This window comes from Rubripirellula tenax (assembly GCF_007860125.1).
GTDB lineage: Bacteria > Planctomycetota > Planctomycetia > Pirellulales > Pirellulaceae > Rubripirellula > Rubripirellula tenax.
Genome location: NZ_SJPW01000007.1, coordinates 143,478 through 166,590, shown reverse-complemented (window position 1 = coordinate 166,590; position 23,113 = coordinate 143,478). Strand labels below are relative to the sequence as shown.

The 23,113-nt window shown below is 57.0% G+C and carries 17 protein-coding genes; 7 read left to right on the top strand and 10 right to left on the bottom strand.

The annotated features are described in order from the left end of the window. Positions 1–568: 568 nt before the first annotated feature. Genes Poly51_RS24275 through nadB form a run of 3 tightly spaced genes read right to left on the bottom strand, consistent with a single transcriptional unit; the run spans position 569 to position 4,192 of the window. Positions 569–1,540: an AAA family ATPase gene (locus Poly51_RS24275; RefSeq protein ID WP_146460981.1), complete on the bottom strand. Its 972-nt coding sequence runs from the start codon at positions 1,538–1,540 to the stop codon at positions 569–571. Between the two features lie 12 nt (positions 1,541–1,552). Next, positions 1,553–2,479, bottom strand: a complete 927-nt coding sequence (locus tag Poly51_RS24270; RefSeq protein ID WP_146460979.1) for a lipase family protein — start codon at positions 2,477–2,479, stop codon at positions 1,553–1,555. A 39-nt stretch (positions 2,480–2,518) separates the two neighbouring features. Further along, positions 2,519–4,192: an L-aspartate oxidase gene (gene nadB, locus Poly51_RS24265; RefSeq protein WP_146460977.1), complete on the bottom strand. Its 1,674-nt coding sequence runs from the start codon at positions 4,190–4,192 to the stop codon at positions 2,519–2,521. A gap of 119 nt (positions 4,193–4,311) precedes the next feature. Here nadB and Poly51_RS24260 point away from each other — a divergent pair, with 119 nt between their 5' ends. The 3 genes from Poly51_RS24260 (at position 4,312) to Poly51_RS24250 (ending at position 7,161) form a co-directional block, all read left to right on the top strand. After that, a complete protein-coding gene (locus Poly51_RS24260; RefSeq protein WP_222435921.1) occupies positions 4,312–5,346 on the top strand; it encodes a phosphatidylserine decarboxylase in 1,035 nt (344 codons plus the stop codon). Positions 5,347–5,358: 12 nt separating this feature from the next. Beyond that, positions 5,359–6,282: a CDP-diacylglycerol--serine O-phosphatidyltransferase gene (gene pssA, locus Poly51_RS24255; protein WP_146460976.1), complete on the top strand. Its 924-nt coding sequence runs from the start codon at positions 5,359–5,361 to the stop codon at positions 6,280–6,282. A gap of 210 nt (positions 6,283–6,492) precedes the next feature. After that, positions 6,493–7,161, top strand: coding sequence for a class I SAM-dependent methyltransferase (locus Poly51_RS24250; protein ID WP_146460974.1), 669 nt, complete (start codon positions 6,493–6,495; stop codon positions 7,159–7,161). A 128-nt stretch (positions 7,162–7,289) separates the two neighbouring features. On the opposite strand, the gene Poly51_RS24245 is transcribed toward Poly51_RS24250, so the two are convergent. The 5 genes from Poly51_RS24245 to Poly51_RS24225 are packed head-to-tail and all read right to left on the bottom strand — an operon-like array spanning position 7,290 to position 13,067. Further along, positions 7,290–7,961, bottom strand: coding sequence for a tetratricopeptide repeat protein (locus Poly51_RS24245; protein ID WP_146460972.1), 672 nt, complete (start codon positions 7,959–7,961; stop codon positions 7,290–7,292). Further along, positions 7,958–8,515 (bottom strand): hypothetical protein, encoded by a 558-nt coding sequence (locus Poly51_RS24240; RefSeq protein WP_146460970.1) that lies wholly within the window; start codon positions 8,513–8,515, stop codon positions 7,958–7,960. Before Poly51_RS24240 ends, Poly51_RS24245 begins: the two co-directional genes overlap by 4 nt. Positions 8,516–8,524: 9 nt before the next feature. Then, positions 8,525–10,369 carry a polyprenyl synthetase family protein gene (locus Poly51_RS24235; RefSeq protein ID WP_246114775.1) on the bottom strand — a complete coding sequence of 615 codons (1,845 nt, stop codon included), beginning with the start codon at positions 10,367–10,369 and terminating at the stop codon, positions 8,525–8,527. Positions 10,370–10,404: 35 nt separating this feature from the next. After that, on the bottom strand, positions 10,405–12,309 hold the full coding sequence (locus tag Poly51_RS24230; protein WP_146460966.1) for a prenyltransferase/squalene oxidase repeat-containing protein: 1,905 nt from the start codon (positions 12,307–12,309) through the stop codon (positions 10,405–10,407). Continuing rightward, positions 12,309–13,067 (bottom strand): HpcH/HpaI aldolase family protein, encoded by a 759-nt coding sequence (locus Poly51_RS24225; RefSeq protein ID WP_146460964.1) that lies wholly within the window; start codon positions 13,065–13,067, stop codon positions 12,309–12,311. The genes Poly51_RS24230 and Poly51_RS24225 overlap by 1 nt, the downstream gene beginning before the upstream one ends. Before the next feature lie 135 nt (positions 13,068–13,202). Between Poly51_RS24225 and serS the strand changes: the two genes are divergently transcribed. Continuing rightward, entirely contained in the window at positions 13,203–14,477 is a 1,275-nt protein-coding gene (serS, locus tag Poly51_RS24220) for a serine--tRNA ligase (RefSeq protein WP_146460962.1), read from the top strand. A 399-nt stretch (positions 14,478–14,876) separates the two neighbouring features. Here the strand turns inward: serS and Poly51_RS24215 are convergent, their stop codons facing one another. Next, positions 14,877–16,073 (bottom strand): LptF/LptG family permease, encoded by a 1,197-nt coding sequence (locus Poly51_RS24215; RefSeq protein WP_146460960.1) that lies wholly within the window; start codon positions 16,071–16,073, stop codon positions 14,877–14,879. Positions 16,074–16,279: 206 nt separating this feature from the next. On the opposite strand from Poly51_RS24215, the gene Poly51_RS24210 reads away from it, so the two are divergent. Together Poly51_RS24210 and Poly51_RS24205 are read left to right on the top strand one after the other, a co-directional pair. Further along, positions 16,280–16,639, top strand: coding sequence for a hypothetical protein (locus tag Poly51_RS24210; RefSeq protein WP_146460958.1), 360 nt, complete (start codon positions 16,280–16,282; stop codon positions 16,637–16,639). Positions 16,640–16,688: 49 nt separating this feature from the next. Next, a complete protein-coding gene (locus tag Poly51_RS24205; protein ID WP_146460956.1) occupies positions 16,689–17,852 on the top strand; it encodes a hypothetical protein in 1,164 nt (387 codons plus the stop codon). A gap of 33 nt (positions 17,853–17,885) precedes the next feature. On the opposite strand, the gene Poly51_RS24200 is transcribed toward Poly51_RS24205, so the two are convergent. Then, entirely contained in the window at positions 17,886–22,283 is a 4,398-nt protein-coding gene (locus tag Poly51_RS24200; protein WP_146460954.1) for a bifunctional serine/threonine-protein kinase/formylglycine-generating enzyme family protein, read from the bottom strand. 209 nt (positions 22,284–22,492) lie between these two features. Between Poly51_RS24200 and Poly51_RS24195 the strand changes: the two genes are divergently transcribed. Further along, positions 22,493–23,080, top strand: coding sequence for a peroxiredoxin (locus Poly51_RS24195; RefSeq protein ID WP_146460952.1), 588 nt, complete (start codon positions 22,493–22,495; stop codon positions 23,078–23,080). Positions 23,081–23,113 lie beyond the last annotated feature (33 nt).

Genomic DNA, 23,113 nt, shown 5'->3' with positions numbered 1-23,113 from the left:
CGGGCAATCCGCCCGGTCTTTGGTGACCGCGATGGTGGTAGTAGTAAGTTGTTTGCCGACAGCGATGGGACCCTCTGTTTCTAGAGGCAATCGCTTAGCGGTGATGAGGACGCTGGTCGAAAAGTAGGGCTGACATCGGGGCGCACTGCGTGCCTCCGAGCCGAAACCCAGTCGCCGAGTATAGTTACGGCCCAAATGGCCGCAAACATTGCCTCTTTGGTTCCTTCGAACAGCCTCTTCTTTTCATCAGTTTTGGGACCGATCGTACCGACAATGCTGTTAATCCCAGGAACCCAGTGCCGACAAGTTCCCAAAGGAGGGGTGTCGTGGGTCCGACCATTTCCAGACTGTCGCGTGGCACTTGGACGGTACTTGGACGCAAAAGTTCCCTCCCAGCGGGGATGATCGGCGGTAGCTCGTAAGAATCCTTACAAATTACCCAAGTTATCGACAGATCTCTGGGATACTTTTTTGTCTGGGAGACTCTTAGAGTCGCCAATCTGCCCAGAATCTGATTTCCTCGGGGCCAGATCGTCGAGGTTCAGATCGTCCAGGGAAAGATCCGGCGTCAAAAGTCGTCTTCGTCCTCATCGCGATCCGGGTGCAGCGGATCGTCGGGGTCGAAAAAGAGGTCCGCCAGTCCTAGCGGCACCGAATCGCCGCCGAGTGTCCGACGACGCCTTTGGGCCAATTGCTCCAGATCAACAGCGTCTTCGCCCAAGCATTTTTCCAGGGCTTCCTGCCATGCGACGTCGCGACTGATCGGGTGATCGGGATCCTGGATCATTCGTTTCAGTGCAAAGCGCAGCAGGTTGATGCCGTCTCGAAGCGAAAAGTCGAGCTTCAGTTCGTGGGAATGCTGCAGGAACTCGACCGTCATCGCCAGCATCTCGGCTTCGGCGAACGGCAGATGGTACTGCAGGATCGCCATTTCGTCCTGCTTGTTCGGGAAACCGACGCCCAGCGTGGGCTGCAACCGGCTGAGAATGTAGTCCGGGATTTCAAATGTTGATTCGTCCTGGTTCATCGTCACCGCAGCACGAAATTCCTTCGATGCGGGAATCGTGATCCCCGCCACGATGGACTCGACCAGCCGACGGCCATCGAAAAGGGGCGCCAGCGACGCCCACGACTTTTCGTTCATCCGGTTACCTTCGTCCAGCAAACAGATCCCCCCCGTTACCATCGCGGAAACCAACGGCGAGGCGTGATAGGCGATCTCGCCACCCTGTGACAGCACCGGCGTGACCAGCAGATCCTCGGGACGCGTGTCGGACGTGCACTGATAGATATAGAGCGGACGGCCGTGCGCTTCGGCCGCGGCGATCGCCAGCTGGGTCTTTCCGACGCCCGGCGAACCCACAAGACGCGGCGTCAGCGGCAGATCAGCCTCATCGACTGTGATCCAACACGCCAGCAACTGCATCAGTACTTCCTTTTGGCCGATCCATTGGCCCGGCGCCGAATAGGGGTGCGCGAGCTTCAATTTCACCGAGTCGATATCGACGAATCCGTTTTCGATCACGTAGTTCTGGGTCATCCTTGCGGACTCTCAAGTGTTGGGGGCGTTTTCTCGGGCGTGAACGTCATCAGCGAATGCATCGGCGGACTTGGCCAGATTGCCGCCCTCTATCTGTGTCTTCTCTTCTTCAACGGCTTTGACGATCGCGTTGATGTATTGGTGGATCGAGTGGTCGGCAAAGTGGTCCACTTTCCAATGGGTCAATCCGCGAAGGAATCCACGCCACCGATCACGCCGGCGGCCCAGATGACTCAGCTTCCGTATCTTTCCATTGCGGTTCAAGTAGACCTCGCGACCGCAGTGGCGGTAACCCAGCAAGATCGGTGGGACGCGAGTGACAATGTCGTTGTTGTTGACGAATCGGTAGTGATCGAGTTTGACGAAGTTGATGTACCGGCTATTTCCTACCCGCGGGCTTCCGTAGGTAAAAAGTTGGTCAGGATTGCTGTCGATGTGGGATAGAAAGCACCTTCCTGCACAGATCGTCGCCATCGCACCGCCCAGGCTGTGCCCACAAAACCAAAGCGGTTGGTCATTGCTGATTAACGCGGTTTCCAGCATCGGCCACAAATCGTCGACTTCTTGCTTGAAACCCCGGTGGACCTTCCCGGCCGTTTCGGCCAACACGGCTGATGCGTTGGCGTCGGCTCGGACGTCGTTCCAATCGTTCGGCTCGGTACCACGACACGCGATGACGCAATCGTGTTCGTTGCGAAACCGGTAGGCCTGCGATCCATCCCGATCATAAAAGCTGATCTCGGGCAGCCCGATAATCTCGACCGCCCGGCGGGCTTCGTCTTCGTCGTTGTAGGAGATCATCGCCAATTCGGCGAACAACAATGATTTCTCTAGGAACGTCAAATCCCGAATCGGTCCGGTCAAACGCGAATGGATGACCAGCTTGCGTTCGCCGGGATCCTGGACGGTATCGACGGCCTGGATGGCTTTCTCGAGCATTCACAATCCTTTCTGTGAGGTGAGGTAATGGGAAGAACTTCAAACGTCGGCTTTGAATGTTGCCTCCACCGGCGCCGAAGGTTTGAGTTGTTCGGTTCGCTGGGGATGACCGCCGTCGACATCGACGCGCGTTGTCAAATGGCAACGCCATGCGTTGTCATCGGGTTCCGGAAAATCGCTGCGGAAATGGACGCCTCGCGATTCGGTCCGAGCCAGCGCCGAGTCGACCATGCAGGATGCCGTCTGCAACAGGTTCTGCAGTTCCCAGCCTTCCACCGTGTCGAATTGATGCGTCATCACATAGGTCGCGAAAGAACGAATCGAATCACTCGCTTCCCGCAGTCCGTCGGCGCAGCGTTCCACACCCGCCAAGCGACCCATCAAGCTCTTTAGCGAAACGCGAACATCGGCAAAGTCGAATGACGCGGCGCCTTCGTGAACAGGATGCGAGATCGGCAACGCGACCAACTTACTGGACTGTTCGCCAGCGGCGCGTGAGGCTGCTTCGCCGGCATGGGCGCCGTAGACCAAGCCTTCCAGCAAGCTGTTGCTGGCCAAGCGGTTCGCGCCATGCAGTCCGCTGCTGGTCACTTCGCCGGCCGCCCACAACCCGGGCAAGCTGGTTCGTCCTTGGCGATCGACCGTGACACCACCGATCACATAGTGGGCACCCGGGCGGACGGGAATCCGGTCGGATGTGATGTCCAAACCAAATTTCTTGCATGCCTCGGCAATGCCTGGAAAACGCGACAGAACATGGTCCGCCTTCAAGTGCGACAGATCCAAGTAGACGTTGGACTGTTTCGTCCGATCCATTTGGCGGATGATCGATTGGCTGACCACGTCGCGCGGCGCCAACTCGGCTCGGTCGTCATACTCCGGCATAAATCGGTGACCGTTGGTGTCGACCAAGTACGCGCCTTCGCCACGGACGGCTTCAGTGATCAGCGAACGCGAGGCACCCGCGATGTAAAGCACGGTCGGATGGAACTGGATGAATTCCATGTCGCGAAGTTCAACGCCGGCGCGGTACGCGATCGACGTTCCGTCACCGGTGGCGACGGGCGGGTTGGTCGATTCACGGTAAACTTGGCCTGCGCCTCCGGTGCAAAGGATTGTTTCTTTTGCCCACACCATCACAGGTTGGCCGATCGAGTCGAAGATCATCGCGCCGCGGCATTGGCCCTCGTGCGTCAACAGGTCGGCGGTGAAGGCGTCTTCCCAGATGTCGATGTTCGGTGCTTTGCGGGTTCGTTCGATGACTGCCCGCATGATCTCGGCGCCGGTCGCATCGCCGCGTGCATGGACGATCCGTTCACGGCTGTGTCCCCCTTCGCGGCCCAGCATCAACTCGCCGTCGGAATGATCGAATTGGGTCCCCCAGCGAACGAGTTCCTCGATGCGTCGTGGTCCTTCGCGAATCACCATATCGACGATTTCTCGATCGCAAAGATTGCCGCCTGCGGCCAATGTGTCCGACACGTGCGATTCGAAACAGTCGTCGGGATCCAAAACGCCGGCAATCCCACCCTGGGCATAGTTGCTGTTCGATTCGCGAAGTTTGTCCTTGGTGACAACCAATACCGATTGATGCGATTCGACAGCGTTGGCGGCCCGCAAACCGGCCAACCCACCGCCAATCACCAAAATGTCGGCGAACCGGTGCAAGGCGCGGCGAGAATCAAACGGCATCAGGTAGCGAGGCGTAAACATCCGAACGTCTTTCCGAGGATTCAGAGGGGCTCTTCTCACGCAGAGCCTAGATTGAATAAGCGATGCGAAATGGCCCGCATATCGACAGCCCTCTGTTATACCGGATACGCTGGTCAACCATGAGTACGCCTACTTCCCGCGACGCCGCGCCGAATTTCGATCTGCCTGACCAGGTTGCGACATCCCAGCGCCCGTCCGTACAGGATTGGATGGATCCCCAATTGACGAACATTCAGCCCGGTGGCGGGATTGTGATGTCGATCGAGTTGGCATGGGGACACGTCCGGCGAGCTCTGTTGCGAAAGCTTCGGCCGGGATTTGTCGAACGAATGAAAGAGTCGCGGCAAGGCAGTCGTGGGACGTTGCCTTTCGATCCTGTCGATCCGCGCGATGTCAAATATTATCGCAACCAAGAAACGTATTGGTGGTCCGAATTGGAGGACCCGTTCTCTTGGCGAGATTCGTTGCCGTTCGTCCGCGTCGGTCTTGCTGAATTGGTTCTGCTCGGCGGCGGATTCGTCGTCCTGGCGATTGTGCTGGGCTGGCTTTGGTGGCCGCTTGCGTTGCCCATGATGGTCTTGGCCGGATTGGTGGTTTGGTTTTTTCGAGATCCGGGGCGCGATGTGCCGTCGGAAACGGGCACTGTTGTTTCACCGGCCGATGGCAAGCTGGTGCAAATCGAACGGATCGTTGATCCAGAACTGGGACGATGCGTTCAATTTGGCATTTTTCTGTCGATATTCAACGTCCACGCCAACCGGGCTTCCTTGCCGGGACGTGTTGTGGCGGTGAAGTATCGGCCGGGCAAGTCCCTGAACGCACTGCGCCCCGAATCGGCACGTGAAAATGAGAATCTGGACGTGATTCTGTCGGACAAGGAATCGATCACCACCGAGGGTGGCGGAGGAATGTATCGAATTCGCCAAATCACCGGGCAATTTGCTCGGCGAATAGTATGCTGGGTCCGACCCGGTGACGTGCTCGCACGTGGCGAAATGTTCGGCATGATCAAACTGGGATCGCGAACCGAGCTGATCGTCCCTGACAACAAGTCGCTGGAAATCGTCGCAAAGATCGGCGACAAACTCTGTGCCGGCAGCACCACGCTGGGCCGTTACCGATATCGCATGTCGGGCCACACCGCCGAAGATTGAATCTGAATTCGAATGAGTGAATTGAAACGCGGCCTCTATCAAACCGATACCGATACCGACCTCAGCGAGGATGTCGATAGCGATCGGAATGCGTTCAACCGCGACGGAACGCGTCGCAAAAAACGCAAGCGCAAACGCCGCCTGACGCTAGCCGTCTTGCCGACCTTGTTGACCCTTGGCAACGGCGTGTGCGGTTTGGCGGCGATTTCGGTCGCCATGAGCGAAACGTTGGCATGGGACAACGACAAGCAGTTGCTGGTCGCTGGAATCCTGATCTTTGGCGGCATGTTGTTCGATGCGCTCGACGGATCCGCCGCGCGGATGACGGGCCAAGAAAGTCGCTTCGGCGCTGAACTGGACAGCCTCTGCGATGCGATCACCTTCGGGACCGCCCCGGCGGTCTTGGTATGGCGGTACAACGACGGTGTCTACCTTCCACTGAAGTTGACTTGGGCGATTGGGACGCTGTTTGCACTTTGCGTTCTGATTCGATTGGCCCGCTTCAATGTCGAAACGGGCGACGATGATACGCACGAGGGATTCGAAGGGTTGCCCAGTCCCGCCGCAGCAGGAACGTTGGCGGCCTTTGCAATTGCGATGCCCGAATTAGCGGGTTACGCGGTTAAGGGTGTCTATCACGACAACATTCAATGGATCGCCGAAAAGACCCTCGTGGCGTCGCACTATTTGATTCCCGGAATGGCACTGGTCCTGGCCTATTTGATGGTGTCTCGGTTTCAATACCCCCATGTTTTTCAACAGCTATTGCGTGGCCGACGGGCACCCAACCAAATTGGCCAAGCCCTGTTCGTGGTCATCGGAGCGGTCGTGTTGCATTGGTTGGTGTTACCGATCGCATTCTGTTACTACGCGTTCGGGTCGCCGATCCAGTCGCTTTGGGGCAAATATAGAAAACAAAATGTAACCGACGTGTAATAAAGAGATTGAAATACGAACCGTCGCCGCTCGAGACATGGTCTTTCTATGGCTCGGTCAGATAATTCTGGTGGTGAAGGCGTTCCCCGGTCGAAAGTGATTGGGGGCGTAAGTGATCTGGGCGAAAATGCACCAGCCATTGACTTGCCAGCACAAATCGCCATCGTTTTGGCTCTCCGATGTTCCGATGCCGTCCAAGGTAAATCACCCATGCACCGAGTTTCGCTCCCAGAAAAGCAGGCTCCCCAGCCACACAGCAGCCCGTTTTACAGCCATTTGGTCCCGGCCTATCAAGCGGTCTGGCCTGCCGTGGCGAAACGTCGCATGTCGGCCGCGATTAAGGCATTGAACATCCCGGCCGGTGCGAAAGTCTTGGAAGTCGGTGTCGGTACCGGTTTGTCGCTGAACAGCTACCCGACCAACATCGAATTGACGGGCGTCGATCTGTCCGAAGCCATGTTGGCCGAGGCGGAGCAGTTGATCGCCGAGAAGAAATGGCAGCACATCGATGTGATGCCAATGAACGCCGAAGAATTGACGTTCGAAGATTCGTCGTTCGACATCGTCACGTCGTTCCACACGATCAGCGTCGTGTCGCAACCGCAGCGGATGATGGCCGAGATCGTTCGCGTCTGCAAACCGGGCGGACGCATTCTGATGATCAATCACTTCCGCAGCGACAATCCGTTGATCGCAAAAGTCGTGGACTCGGCCGGCAACATCACCAAGCGATTGGGATGGCGCACTGATATCGAACTCGACGAAGTCGTTCGCGAATTGCCATTGCGTTTGGACAGCCGCTATAAGCCCAATCCACTTTCGCTGTTCACTGTGATGGAAGCGACGTGCAAGCCCGAGCAAGTCGTGCTGGCCCCGTAGTCGCCGAAAGGAAACGCCTTGCAAGAGCCACTGCCAACTTGGGTTAGCTGGTCTCGCAAAGCTTCAGGGCGTCTGACGAAAAACTGAAAACTGGCGAATGCAAACGCCTCTTGCAACTTACCGAAGCATCAAAGCGATTCGGCGTAAACTCGCGCGACGTCGCCCATATAGTCTCGCGGCGCATCCTTTGCCGCCGCTCGAAGATGCTTGATCGCCTTGTCCTTGTTGCCGACGGCGTCGGCGTACAGTCCAAGGTACAGTTCGCCGTAGAACCGAGCGTCCTCGGCATCACGCGAACCGGGCGACAACTTCGCAACCGCATCCATTCGCGATTGCACCGATGCGACGTCGCCGGTCGATAGCATCGCCAGCACTTCGTCCATCGGTTCACGCCGATCACCGGGCGCCGGCAATACCATCGCCTTGGCTTTTTCGGGCGTCTGCGCCTTGGCGATGCACAGAAAGTGCCAAGCCGCATTTTCCACATCGTTAGGATTCACGACACGGTGTTTGGCGAATTGGTCGGCCGCTTTGTCGTACTCGCCGATGAAAAACAGTCCGATGCCGCGCTGCCAAAGGTACGGCATTTGATCGGGTTCTTGCTCGATGAAGCGATCAAATTGCTCCACTGCCTCGCTCGGCTTTCCGGCTCGTAAATACACATCGGCCGATGCTGCGATGGCTTGAACGTTGTCGCCGTGGTCACGAATCATCTCGTTGGCCGCCTTGATCGCCGCATTGCGGTCGCCCCGGCGAAGCGCTTCGCTGGCCTGGATTCGTAATTCCGATACGGTGCTCATGTCTGGGCCACAATTTCCAACAGTTCGATCGCTGGCACGCCATCACAATGAATCAGCGCGGTGCGGCCATACAGAACGTCGCCGACTTCGCATTTCATGAGCGACGCCAAGCTCTGGCCCGCGTGTACTTTCCACAGTCCGCAAAGCTGAACTTCTCGCAGCACATGATGTTCGATCAACACGCGGCCCAGCGGTGTCTGTTGGCTCTCGATCTGTCGCCAAACTTTTTCGTTCAGCGCCGATGTGTCCAGGCGGACGATGCCGAACTGAACCACTTGTTTCGACTGAGAACCAACTAGCGTGATTTCGCGGCTATACCAATTTTCTTCTTGGGAACACCGGTGGACGACGACGTCGACAGGCTGTTTCCAATGCGCTTCGACTGTCACCGTCATGTGCGAATTGTGATCAAGCAGCCCGTCATAGGGGCGGGGAACTTGATCCAGTTTTTCGAAGCTGCCCAGGTCTGAATGTTGGGCGGGTGAACGATAAAACTGGTCGATCAGTTCGTCGATCTTGACGTCGGAATCGCCCGACGAAGTCATCTGGTTCATCACGCGTCCCTAACGTTGCACGGGAGTTTGCAGTGGCACCGTGACACCCAGTGACACGACCGCTGGAGTCGGCATTTCGGGGCGTTCCAAGACCGTATCCACAAGGAAATAGAACAGTCGGCGGAGTTCTTCGACGTCCAATTCGTCAGCAACCTGTTCGGCACGCGCCTGGTGCTTGTCGACCAAAGCCAAAGCGGTATCAAAGACTTTCGCCTTTTCATACAACCGACGAACGGCAGCCAATCGATCGGCTTCCGTCATGTGATCGCGAATTTCATCGGGTTCGACCAAGGACAGCAATTCCTGTTGTCCGTCTTCGTCCAGTGCCGAAAGTGCCAGCGCCCAAAGCAGTGTCGGTCGGCCTCCGAACACGTCGCCACCGGCGGACAACTTATTGCTGTCGTCACCGATCCAGTCGCCCAAGTCATTCAGGATTTGAAAAGCCACACCCATGTTGCGGCTGAACGTGCGGATGGCTTCGCGGTACGGTTCGGCGTCGCCTGCCAAGCGAATCCCGCAAAGCAGCGCGGCTTCGAAAGCTGGCGACGTCTTCAGTGCATAGACCTTCAACGCATCCAGCGGAGTCAAGCGTCGATCACGTGTGTCGCGCCAAAGCAGTTCGGCACCTTGGCCTTCGGATAGCCTCAAGTGGGCAGCCGCCAATGCATCAACCAAGTCCGCCCGTGCCGACGCGTCACCATTTTTCACCTTCTCGGCATCGGTATCGCCCCAATCACTTCGGCTGAGCAATCGATAGCCGAGTCCGATCAAGTAGTCGCCGACATTGATCGCTGTCGGCAGCCCGAAACGCCGGTGAACGGCCAACTGTCCGTATCGGTATGCGTCGTCGTCCTCGATGTCGTCGTGAACCAAGCTGGCCTTGTGAAACGTTTCAATGCTGATTGCCGCGCGACGTACCGACATCGGTAATTCGGCGACGGCTTGGTCCGCATCGGGGCCCGTACACAGACCGCCCGTCATCGCGTCATAGGCGGCAAGCGTGATGAAGGGCCGCGAGTGTTTGCCGCCCCGGGCAAGAAAATCGTAAGCAATGTGCTCGGTCGCAGCGATCGCATCCATCGCCCCGACACTTTGTAGCGTTACTGCGTCGTCACCAAGCGGGATCTGGCTGCGCAGTCGCGGCGCCAAGCGATCGAGTGATTCGTTACTGAACAAGTCGCCGGCCGCACGCATCAAGTGGACGTAACTGCGTGTCGCCTGTGCCGCCGGCACGTAAGGCGTTCGGATCATTTGATCGACCCAGGCCTCGTCCACCTTGGTGTTGCGGCAATCACTGCTTAGCAGTGGAACCGCCATACACGGGATACCGGCCAGCAGTACTTTGTCGATCGCCTTTTCGAGTACGTTCAGGCACGCAACGCCGACCACCGCATCGACGTATCCGCCGACGATGATCTTCATCACCACGGGCGAGCCTTCGGCGACCAACACCCGATAACCCATCTCTTCGGCCAATCCGCGGAAGTCCGCGATGCTGCAAGCGCCGCATTCTTTGCAGTTCATTCCGAACTGGTCGTACTCGGCCGGACAACCTTCGGCATGTTTCAAGCAATGTGGCAACAAGAACAGTCGCCGCTCGGGCGGGACCGCCGCCAGGGCATCCTTCCAAAACGAACTGCTAAGCATCACCATCAACCAACCCAGATAGCCTTCGGGTAAGTCGGCTTCTTCGATCATCCGCCGCGCGACGCGTTCCATTTCGTCCTTGGTCATCGGCGAACGATGGTCAAGTTTGGAAGCCACTTCGTCACACCGTGCGCGTAGGCTCTCGCGCAGTTCAAGCGTTTCGGGAACGTCCTTCAGGTGGCTGGTCTTGCGGCGGGACGAGGGAATCGACGAATTCGCTGACTCGGTCGTGGCGGCTTGACTTAGTTCGGTCGACAATCGTCTACCTCGGGTTCACGGGAAGCGGGTGGGTGTTGCGGAAGGAGCGTCGATTGCAGTGCTTTCCCCAGAGCCGCCATGGTGAAAATGAGGGGATAAAGCCGTTCGTAGTACCATAACTTCGCGAAATAGAATCCGATCGGCCAGGGGACACGATGCCGGCCAGCGACGACGCTGTCGATCAAAAACGCGACGCCGTCGATTATAGCCTGATCGGCGCCAGGATTCCCACTGCCTGCAAAAGCTAATGCGTCGACCGCCAAAGCGGTTTCTTCCACGGTGCTGGTGACGCTCTTCCCGCCCGACGCCGTAAAAGTGACGACCGAAGGACCACCCCCCCAACCGCCGTCCGCGTTTTGCGTCGCGATCAGATACTCGATCGCCTTATGTTCCGTCGATTGTCGCCGCGATGCGTCAGCCCCCCCCATCAAAGCTTTCGCCATCAAAACTTTTGACGTGCCATAGATCGGATTGTCTTCGTCCGGACGATCTTGGTTACCAAACCAAAGCGGCAACCAAGCCCCATCGGCTTGCTGCGACCGCATCAAGAACTTCGTTCCTCGTTCGATGGCGCGATTGACCCCAATCGCTTCGTCGCCATGATTGCCTACCGCTAAACCCCGAATCGCGTGCGCGGTTAGGTCCGTGCTGCTGCGGTCGAAGGGCAGTTTGCCCCATCCGCGACAAAACGTCGGCCAACCACCATTCCGATTTTGAAGTTTGAGAAGCCAGCGTGTGCCTTCCTTCGTCGCCCGGTCGATTCGTTCGCGCAGTTCGGCCGAATCGCAATGCGCCCGCATCCGGCCCAGTGCCAAGATCGCGCCGGGTGTGTCATCGCTGTCGGGAACGGCACCGCTTAAATCCGTCCAGCCCCATCCGCCCGGTTCAGCACCCGTGAATGGGTGACGTTCACGGTGTTGACACGAAAGATGCCAACGCAAAAGCGAATCGCTGTACCACGACCCATCATCATCGGGATCGCCCGCCAACGCATCGACCGCCAACGACGTCACCCACGTAGCCAAGTTCGTGTCAATCGGCCAACTGCCATCGGGCAAAATCGAATCCGCCAAGAATCGCAAACCATTTCGGCAGACCGGATGGTCGCCGCGATCGGTCGCCGCCAAGCTCATCACAACGAACGAGGTTAGCGGTGTAGCTTCCAAGTAGCCGCCGCTTTCCGGTTGCATGCGCTCGAGCACTTGCATCGTTCGGGGCACCGCCGCCGATCGTATGATCCGCAGCGGAAAGATCGCACGCGGCCCGTGAAAGTGACGCGTTTGTCCGATCGCAACGAGCGCTGGAATCGCATAGCTGACAACCGGCATTCGTAACAGTCGATACATCGATTGCGGAAATACCGCGGCCTCGAACGGCAGCGCCGCCACTTCGTTCCAGTCGATCAATCCCGCGATCGCCATGTTGGTCATGATCGGAATCACGAAGGTTTTGTCCGTGCCATAGCGACGACGCAGTCCGTCAATGCCGCCCGATTGCTCGATATAGTTTTTCAGCTTCCTTGTCGACTCGTCGGACAAGCCTTCGTCGATCGAACGCTTTGCCAGCGTCGACGCGGCCAATGCCAAATAACTGGTCGCTATGTTCGACAGACTACGATCGGTATCGCCGAACCCGCCATCGGAATTCTGAGACTCACGCAGCGACGCAGCGCCTTTCCGAATGAGCGCCGACCAAGTGGCGGTTTCACCAGGGGCGTGCAACACCCAAGCCGAAATTGCACTGACCGCCGTCGCCGTGCTTAGCGCCGATGAAGACAATTGCCCGACCCAGTGCCCGTCGTCGGTGCGCTCTGCCAGCAACTCGGTGCGCAATTGATCCAGTGTCGTTCGCGCTCGCGCGGCCAACTCGTTACGGTCGCCAGTTGCCATCACGATGAAGTCGCTTGACGCATGGCCAACGCTTCGCGGACGAGCGTCCAGTCACAGCCTCGAATCATCAAGTTGTAGCCCCACTCTGCCGCCATCACTTCTTTCTGTGGGCTTTCCGCAAAGTAGATCCCTGCTCCCAAGCCTTTGCCGCGAACGATTTTGGCGATCGTCTTCGCGGCCTCCTGAAAACGCGTGTCTTCGTGCTGTCCCAAACACCCCAGCGTCGCTGTCAAGTCGTAGGGCCCGACCAAGACTCCGTCGACGCCATCGACCGAAACCAGCGAATCGCAGCGTTGGACCGCCGTCTCGCTCTCGATCTGTAAAATCAGGCTGACGTCGCCGCAGTGCTTGTTGCTGGTCGCCATCATCGACTCATCCAGCGGTTTGCCCGACATCGCCGACGCGGCTCGTTCGCCCTGAATCGGACGCAGTTTCGCGGCCGCCACCACCGATCGGACTTGTTCGACGGTTTCGACATAGGGAACGACGACCCCTTGGGCTCCATCATCCATCGCCGCCCGAACCAGCGACGCATCGGGACGCAGCACGCGCACGATCGGTGCAATGCCCGCCCCGCGGTAACCCACGCACATCCAGGCGACCTGTTCGCGACTAAAGCAGTGGTGTTCGCAATCGATGAAGGCGAAATCGATCGCACCAGCCAACTGTCGAGGCCAATGGGGGCCGAAGCTTGTCAGCTGGAAACCCGTCAACGGATGCCCGGATCGAAACGCGTCGCGAAAGGAAGTTGATTTCATCCCGGTAATTGTATCGATTGGCGACGATCGACGAAGCCTCCCTCGCGCCGGCGTGATTGTTTGGTAATCTGACGGCCCGATTCGTCGTTTCGCTGTTCCTTATCATCCCCTTGCATCTGTTTTCGCCCGCCCATCATGCTTGATCGAAAATTCATCATCCAAAACTTGGAACTGGTCCGCGAAAATTGCTCCCGCCGAGGCGTGGCGTGTGACATCGACCGAATCGCAACCATGGACACCGAGCGTCTGGAAACGTTGCGACTTGCGGAGGACCTGAATCGGCAAGCCAACGATATCAGCAAACAAATCCCCAAAGCCGCCGACAACGCCGCGCGGCAAGCGTTGATCGAACAAGGTCGTGTTCTTCGTGAACAAAAAGATCAGGCACAAAAACGGCATGACGAACTGGATGCTGCGATCACGGACATCCAAACCGAGATCCCCAACATGACTCACCCCGACGTGCCCACCGGCGGTGAAGACGATGCGAAAGAATTATCGTTCGGGAAAACACCGAAACCCAAGTTCGACTTCAAGCCGCTCGACCATGTTGATCTGGGTGAAAAGCACGACCTGTTCGATTTCGAAGCCGGTGCTCGGGTCAGCGGTGCGGGCTTCTACTTTTTAAAGAATGAAGCCGTCCGTTTGGATTTGGCGCTCCAGCAATTCGCGATCAGTCTGCTGTCGGATCGTGGCTTCACGCCGGTGACAACGCCCGACATGGCGCTGACGCACATCCTGCAGGGTATCGGGTTCAATCCTCGCGGCCCCGAAACGCAAATCTATAGCGTCGAAGGCACCGAGCTGAACTTGGTCGGCACCGCCGAAATCACTCTTGGTGGTATGTTGGCCGGCCAGACCATCGATGCGGAAAAGTTGCCTCTGAAATTTTGCGGCCTCAGTCACTGTTTTCGAACCGAAGCCGGCGCCGCCGGTCGCGCCTCGAAGGGATTGTACCGAGTCCACCAGTTCACCAAAGTCGAGATGTTTGCTTTCACGACGCCCGAACAAAGTGATGCCACGCACGACATGATGCGCGGACTCGAGTGCGAAATTTTTGACGCGTTGGAAGTTCCCTATCGAGTGATCGACACGGCCAGCGGCGATCTCGGCGGGCCCGCGTATCGAAAGTTTGACCTCGAAGCGTGGATGCCCGGTCGCGGTGACGCAGGCGAGTGGGGGGAAGTCACCAGCACAAGCAACTGTACCGATTACCAATCGCGTCGCTTAAACGTTCGCTACAAGCAGACCGGCCAGAAGGGCACCGAATTCGTACACACGCTCAACGGAACCGCCGTCGCAACCGGTCGCGCCATGATCGCGATCATGGAAAACCACCAACGATCCGACGGCACAATCAACGTGCCCAAAGTTCTTCAGCCTTGGGTCGGCAAGGAATCGATCGGCTAGACTTTCAACCAGTGTAAATCTGGGGGCGTCAGCATTGGCTGGTCGTGCGATAGCCCCAGTATTTTCGACGGAATCCGATTCAAAAATCAAACGTTTTGGGCAACAAGCAACTCCCGCCTGGCAGCTCTTGATTAACTCGAAAACCAGGTCTCGTCTTAAGTGCGTTTGCTTGGCCCGTAAAAAACCGCGATCCAACGTGATCATAGTCGTTGTTGCACTCGCCTCCGACTCGCATGTGATGGAGACGTGGAAGCCGGATTGCCCGACCGGCGTCAGCTTCCAAATTATTGCCGAATTTGATTCTGATCCTTGCGAAAGGTATGTGTTCGCGTCGGTGCAAACTTGCAAAGCTCAGATTCACTCGCTTCGTTCGCGGCGACTTGCGGACCAAACAACGCATCAGTAGCGGCGCACACGCCCGATCAGAATCATGCCGATCATTGCGAGAATTCCGTTTCCCAGCCAGACGCCGTAGGGCGGAACGGTTCCGTCCTTGGCCTGTTCCAGCCCGACAATGAACAGGGGGTAGTAGACGATCAGTGTGGGCAAGAAACACATTCCGAACGTCGTCCAATAGTCGCTCGTCTTTGCGATCATCGCCAGCGGCGCACCGACCAGGACGAAGAAAAAACAACTGAAGCCCCACGCCCATCGTCGCCATGGTTCGGTGTGCAAACGGATCAGACGTTTCTTGCTGCTGGCAAGTGTCTGTTTCAGGTTCTGCCCCGTCACACCTGCGATTTCTTCGGTTCTCGATCCCAATATCGCAAAGCCCGTGTGCGCAGCCATCTTGCCGACCGTTTCGTGCGATCGTGTGTCCTGGCGAATACGTTCACCGCTGATCAGATTGAGCGGCAATTCGCTGGGGCTCTGCTGGCTGACGTCCTTATCGGAAAGAGCGCCGGAGAGTGGAATCTTGAATTCGGTTTCGCCGGGCACCAAACTTTGGAAAGCGGTGCCGCCCTGAAATTGGCTGTCGACCACTTTCAAAACCAACGATTCCGACTCTTCGTCCAATCGCAGTTCTCCCTCAGTCGCCGTCAAAATCATGGGGCCGTGCTTGCCGCCGTTGTGAACGGTCACGCGAGGCCGGATCAACCTGCGTCCCTCGACGTCGCGGACGCTGATCGAGAAACCCTGCTCGGAAGTGTAGGAACGTTCCGAATGCAAGACCCGATAGGCGATGTCGACGATCGACAGCATCACGACCCGGTTGACGCCTGGTCGCCCCCACGAGACCGCCAAGTCCGAAACGTAGACGGCTGCCGGACTTAGCAGTGCCGCAAAGATAATCGCCGGTTGCAGCAACTTCAGCGGCGAAATTCCCGACGCTTTGACCGTTGCGACTTCGCCGTCTGCCGCCATCCGCCCGTACACGCAGCAGACCGAAAAGAGTGCCGTCGCGGGGAAGGCAAACTGCAATGAAATCGGCAGAACGAAAGGCAATAGCTGAACCACTGCCACGAATCCCAAACCGCGACGAACCAATTCTCGCCCGACACCGATCAGCAGGATCAGCATCGTCAACGCAATGAGAGAGACGAAGAAAATCTTCAGAATCTCAATCAATATGTAGCGAGTAAGACGGGTGGGCACGGGGTGGACGTTCGTTGACTTGAAACTGCGAAAACAGATGGATAGCTGTCCTCTGTAACACAGGCCAAAACGTCAGCGGTAGATCGATATCGAAAATCTCCGCTAGGGAGCGCACCTTGCGGTTTGCAATTGGCATGGAACTTGATTTGAAAATCGCGGATAATCTTGGCTGGCAGGTTTAATTCAGGCTAGCAAGGAGAGCTGGGATGGCACTTTCAGGCGAAGATCGCAAACGGGCTAAGGAGTTGGCCCGGGAATTAGTGAAAATCACCGGCGGACGATTCAAGTCCGACGGAAAGTCAAAGACGTTCGCCGAGATCGAGGACGAGGCCATTGAGGTCGGCGATCTCATCACTTCGCTGGCCATCAACGAATCCGCTGAGCAGGCGCCCGACGACGCACCGACCCCGTGTCGGTGCCCCGAGTGCGGAGCGGTGCCCAGGCAACGCAGCGACGATGACGATGAACCCGTCATCCTGCAAACCGATCGCGGTGACGTCGACTTTGTCACCGAGGGCTACTATTGCCGGCGATGTCGCCGGTCTTTTTTTCCCTCAGCTCGCTGAACTGGGACTCCGCGTCGAGGCCACTGTCAGCCCTCGCGTCGAAAAGAAGATGGTCTACGCCGGAGCTTGTTCGACGAGCTTCGAGCAGGGACAAAAAGATCTCAAGCATCTAGCCGATCTCGAAATCAAATCCGAACGCATCCGCCGTGCGACAACGCGAAACGGCAAGACGCGACTGGCGCTCATGGCATTGCTTGAAGAAGCCTTCTTGGACAAGAAGCTGCCCGATCAGCTTCGTGGTGGACCGGCCGATCAGGACCCGCCGCCGATCGCCGTGGTGATGGGCGATGGAGGAAAGTACCAGCGTTTTGATCGTGATCAAGCCAAGCCCGACTCGGGGAGCTTCTGGCGTGAAAGCCGCGTGGCGTGTCTGCTGTCGATGACCGCAGCCAGCTACGGCAGTGACCCACAATCGGATCTGCCGGACTTCTTGCAAGACGTCAGTATTGCGAAGAAACTCGCTAAAATCGGTCACGTTCAAGGTGAGAATCCTGACTCTCAAAAGAAGCCTGGCGAAGAAGACGAACTGCCTTGGCAACGCGGCGAAATGCTTTCCAAGGAAGTGATCGCCAGCAGCCGAAACTGGAAGGCGTTCGGCCCCAAGGTGGCCAGCGCCGCCTGGTATCAAGGGTTCGGCAAAGCACCGCAGAAAGTGTTTGTTTCGGATGGTTCTTCTGCGATCGAAGATCTACAGGCACAGTGGTTCTCGGACTACACCAGCGTGTTGGACATCATGCATGGGTTGTCGTACAGCCTTGCTGCGGCGCGAGCGATTCACCGCGAGCGTGACGCAGCATGGCAATTCTACAAGCAGTTCGCGACTTGGATCTGGCGTGGCGAAGTGGACAAAGTGATTGCGGCTTTGGCCGACGTCCAGGTCGCGATGGGCGATCCACCGGAGGACGCAGGGGACAGTGATCCACGGGAAATCGTCCGGCGTGCATGGGTTTACTACACCAATCATCGCGGGCGCATGAACTATCCGTTGTACCGACAAAAGGGCTACCCGCTGACCAGTTCGATCATGGAGTCGACCGTCAAACAAGTCAGTCGGCGAATCAAAGGCACCGAGAAATTCTGGTCGAGCGAGGGAGGCGAAGCGGTGCTGCAACTTCGCGGTGACTATCTGAGTGATAGTGAGCCGATGGCAAATCACTGGCGACAGGCCACAACCAACGCCAACGGCTTCCGAGCCTACGGCCTGTCCGGATGATCACTCAAACCACGAGGTGCGCTCCCGCTAGGATCACGGACCGACAATCGTCCGCGCGACGCGCAACCCGTAGAATCCGTTGGTTGCGAGCGGCAGATCGGCAGCTTTTTTGGGTTCGATGGTTCGCGCTGCGTTGATCACCGAATTGCTGGCAAGTCCCAGCACGGGACGACGCCCCGAATCGACCGCGGCATCACTTCCCCATTCGCGGACACCGTCGTACATCGCAAACATTCCAAAGTCGTTCGGTTTCTTGCTTCCCGCTGGTCGATAGCCGACTTCGTCGTTTTCGTCGACCGAGGTTTCATAGTACCAATAGTAGGAATCCGTCAAAATGTTGTTCGATCCGTAGTATCGCAGGGACGTTGTCGTCGCGGCGCACGCGTATCGCCACTCGGCATCGGTGGGAAGCCGATATCCGCCACTTTGAAAGATGTGACCATGCGGTGCGTTGGGGTTGGATTTCGTCAATTCGGCGGGATAAGACAGATCGGGGTTTTCCAGCAGCGTCCCGGAAAGCCAGCGACAATACTGAACGCAGTCGAACCAACTCATCAGATTCGCGGGGCAATCGGGCTCTGGCGAACGACCTTCGTAGTAGTGGTGATACGGATCGAATCGAAAGAACTGTTCGACGGTTACCTCTGCCGTTGATATCTCAAAAACGTACCCGATGTCGGCAACGTCGCGTGCGTCGAAGATCGCCAGGGTCTGTCCTTCGCCGTTGACCCGCCACTGTTTTCGTGGGTCGCGGGGAAGCTTCGACAACGATTGTGTCACTTCATTGGCCCATTGCTTATGTCCAAGTTTGATCAACAGCCAAAACGCCGCCGAGTGGATACCAACGTCTGGATCGTTGCGAAACGCATCTTTGGCCAAGGCAACGGATTGCAATCGAGCGGACGGCGTCACCACGTCTTCATTGAATTCACCCAAGGCCAGCAAGAGTGCTCGCCGAATCGACACCTGTGACTCACGCGAAAAGCGGCCAAGTAAGACGTCAAAGTCGCCGCCAAACGCCGCGATGCGATGGATGAGATAGCTTCGTCGATGGGGCCACTGGGTCAACGCAAAGTTCGGCCACGTCGATTCGGCTCGATTCATGCGGTGCAACAACGCCGTTGCCGTTGCCGATCGGTACGCTTCCCGATCGTACTGATTCTCCGGTAGGTCGCGATCAAGCTCTCGCAGCGCTTCCATGCTGATGACGTCAAGCAGCGAATCGAGACGGTCGTCCAATGCGGGCAGGATGCGATCCTGTTGTTCAAAGGACGCACTCAGGAATGTGTCCAGCAAGTCAGTGGGCTCATCCATCAAAAGCTGAACAAAAAACGATGTTGCCAGTGAACGATTCGGTGATTCGTTGGGCTGCAACACGATCGTTTTGAGCGGTTGGATCAGTTGATTTGAAATCGATCGCAGCGTAGTGATCAGATAGTCATTGTCTTGAGGAAAACCGGTCGCATGTTCAAGGACCGCCTCCACCAGTCCGCCGGCATGGCGCTGGACAAGATCGCTTTCGGTTTTTGTCAGATCCACATCGGCATCCACCAGCATCAGTACCGCGCGCAACCGCTGCGACCAAGGCCGCGATTCGTCGGCCAGCGTTTTTGCCAAACCGTCGCGTTCATCTACCGAGAGTGGATGGAGTTGTTGATGGAGCACCGATACCATCGGGAGGTCCGTTACCAAGCTGTGTTCGATCAGCTTCGGCCGGTGTGCTGAATCGTTGTTGGACAACGCCAGGCGATTGATCCACTCGCTACGGCTGTCGGGTGCAGCCGACCGAAGTGACTCGTTCAAGAAAGTCGTCGCAAGCCCACCGCTGGAACGCAATTGCGTCAACAAGAACGGCAATTGGTTGGTGCGCGCTGTTTGCAGTTGCGCGACTTGTGAACGAGCGTCGGAGCGTTGCATCAACCACCGTCCGCCGATCGTCACCACGGCTAGTACGGCGACTGCTAGAACGGAAACTGAAAAGTGCCGGCGACCGATGGCACGCATCATTCTTCGCTCCGTGGGCGTCCAGCGCGACGGCGCAGTTAGAGCCCGAATTCCGACCCAGTCCAGCCAACCCGGCGCGTACTTTGGTGTTGGCTTCACCGCCCAAATGCTGGCGTACTCGGCCAATAAAATCTCAGCGCGACCTTGCCGTGTCGAACGCTGTTTGCGGGTCAGCCATTGATCGATCGCCGGAACCAAAAAGTCGTGCGTCAATTGGTAATATCCGATACCGCTGTCTGATTCGCTCAGACTTCCGTCGCTCATCGTCGTCCCTGCAGGATCGGTTGGGGAAATCAGCCTCAAGTCGCTCTCAAGAATCCGCATCATTTCAAAAAATCTAGGCGGTTGGTTCTCGTAACCTGATTCCCTCATCAGCACCGCTTCGCTTTGCATGTTTCCCTTGATGTCGACGCCGGAATCGGGAAGCAGTTTTTTTAGAACGCGACGAACCGCGTGTTCGTGGGTCGCTTGTGCGGCCGGAGCCAGGCTGCTGCTGAACGATTCTTCTAAGAATTGCAATCCGATGCCTTCGACCCCTCCGACACGTTTGAGGGTTTCGAGTGACCAAGGTTGGTTCTTTACCATCTCGACAAACAGTGCCAAGCGTACGGGAAACACTTTGCCCGCAACGCTCAATTGCTCGCTTGCCGAGTCAAGGAACTGGTTCTGTTCGATAGTGATGGAGGCGATGTCGGCGGGCAGACGGCCGTACGAGACGCCGAACTCTGTCAACACGCGGCGTGCGTGTGAAGCGTCGAAAAGATCCACCAGCATCGCATTGCGATTCTGTTCGATCAGCACTTCAATGATCGCCATGAACCGAGAAAGTGCCAGCCAAAAGTCATCGCGAACCAACAACAAACACTGGATGGTTTGTCCGTCGCATTGTCGAAGGGCGGCTGCAAGATCGGGTGCGTTGGCCGCGTCGGTGGTTCCATCAGATCTGCTGTGCAGCCACTGCTCGAATTGGTCCACGACCAACAATAATCGGCGGCCGCCCGTCAACGACGGTTGGTCGCGAATGTGCGCGAGTGTTTCGGCGAGCGTGGCTCGACGATTCGCGTTGGGGCAGTGCTTTCGAATGCGACGCAGTAAGCGAGCTTCGGTGTCCTCGTGAGTCGCTTCGACGAAGACCGCTTTCACGGAATCTTTTAACAGCGGCAATAAACCCGCTTTTACGAACGACGATTTTCCGCAACCGGACGGCCCGTAAAGCACCCCGACTCGCAAGGGATCGTCCGCGTCGCTTGCTTCGATTCGACGTTGCCAGAAACGCAAACTTTCGGGAACCCAGTCACGATCGCGTGGTCCGGGTAATAAGCCTTGAAAAAAGTCGGCATCATGCCGGTCATAAGAACGCAGTCCTCGCGGCACGACTCGCCTTATTTCCGAATTCGCGTTCACCGCTTCGATCGACTGACTTGTCGGATGCGATCGATCTTCACAGGTCGTCAGAAAATGGTTCACGTCATCGATAAAATCCGCGGCCGTGCCGTATCGATCCGAAACGCGTTTCGAGAGCATCTTCAAACAAATGCGTTCAAGATCTCTTGGTACCGACGACAAGATTTGCCGCGGCGGTGCGGCTTCCTGGTTCAACAAACTGAAAACGATCCCCTCGCGTGTCGAACTGCGAAACGGTCGTTTGCCGGTCAGCATTTCGTACATGATGACGCCAAGGCTAAAAAGATCACTGCGGCCATCGACCAAATGACTTTCACCGCGCGCCTGTTCGGGGCTCATGTAGCTGAGCGTGCCGACACGCGACCGAATGACCTCGCGACTTGCATCGTGAAGCGCCAGTCCGAAATCCGCTAAGACCGGTTCGTCGTTCGGGCCCAACAAGATGTTGCCGGGTTTGACGTCGCGGTGCACGATCCCGTTGGAGTGAACGTAGCCGAGTGCGCTGGCAACCTGGACCAACAAATGCAGAGCTTGGCCCAGCGTCAGCGGTGACGACTGCATTCGGAAGGCTAAGTTCGTTCCGTCGATCAAAGCAGAAACAATGTACGGCGCACCCGATTCGGTCGTGCCGACGTCATGGACGGCGACGATCCCGTGATGATGCAGCTTGGCGAGCGTTCTTGCTTCTTCAATGTACTTGTCCAAAGAAGCCGCCGAAGTGATGCGATGCGCAAGGGGTACCTTGATCGCCACCTCGCGTTGAAGCTGTTCATCAAATGCTTTGTAGACTTGGCCGTAGCCACCTTCGCCAAGCAGCCCACAGATTCGGAAACGCCCGATCCATTCGCCGACCTTGTCGTTCGGCTCCGGTGCGGCATTCGGAAACGTGTCAGATTCCGCGTTCGCGTCCTGGGTTATCGAGCACACTGGGTCGACGAGTTCACTCACCGAGCAGGGTAAAATTTCGTCCAGCGAAAAATGCGTAAACGAGTCCCGTCGTTCCGTTTTTCCCAAGATAGTCATGCCATTTCGTGCTTCTGGTGGTACGTCGATCTTGTATTTAAGGATCGCAATCTATCCGGTTGCGGCAAGAACGCGTCATACGATTGGCCCCAAGGATTTATAACAAGCGAGAGTATTGGAACCACGAAAAAGTCTAAGAACCTTGACGTGTACCGTTCGCGTAGACTGACGTTCACCTAAATCAACTCGTTTCGACAAGGATCGCTCCCATGCTAAAAATTGCTTTTTTGATGACAACCGTCGTCGCTTCTTTGTTTGTGGTCGCAACAGCCAAAGGCAAAGATTCCGTTCCAGGCGTTGCGGTCGGAGATCCGCCGCCTTCGTTTGAACTGCAAGATGACACCGGCAAGACTTGGAAGTCATCGGACCATTTCGGCAAAGGGCCGGTCGTGATTTATTTCTACCCGGCGGACATGACCGGCGGTTGTACCGCCCAAGCATGTGGGTTCCGCGATAACGCCGAAGCGATCAAGAAAGCCGGTGCAGAAGTGATTGGCATCAGCGGCGACACCGTTGGCAACCATCAATTGTTCAAGCAGGCACATGCACTCAATTTCACATTGTTGGCCGACATCGAAGGCGACGTCGCCAAGCAATTCGGCGTTCCCGTTACCGTCGGCGAAAAATCTGTCAACGCAACAATCGCAGGCACCGACCACCGTCTTGTCCGCAACGTTACCGCGAAGCGATGGACTTTCGTGGTCTCCTCGGATGGAAAGGTTGTTTACAAGGACGATGCCGTGAAAGCCAAACAAGACAGCGAACGCGTTCTTGAGGTTCTGGAAAGGCTGAAATAGCATCCGCAATCGACTTTGATCTCCTCGCCGCAT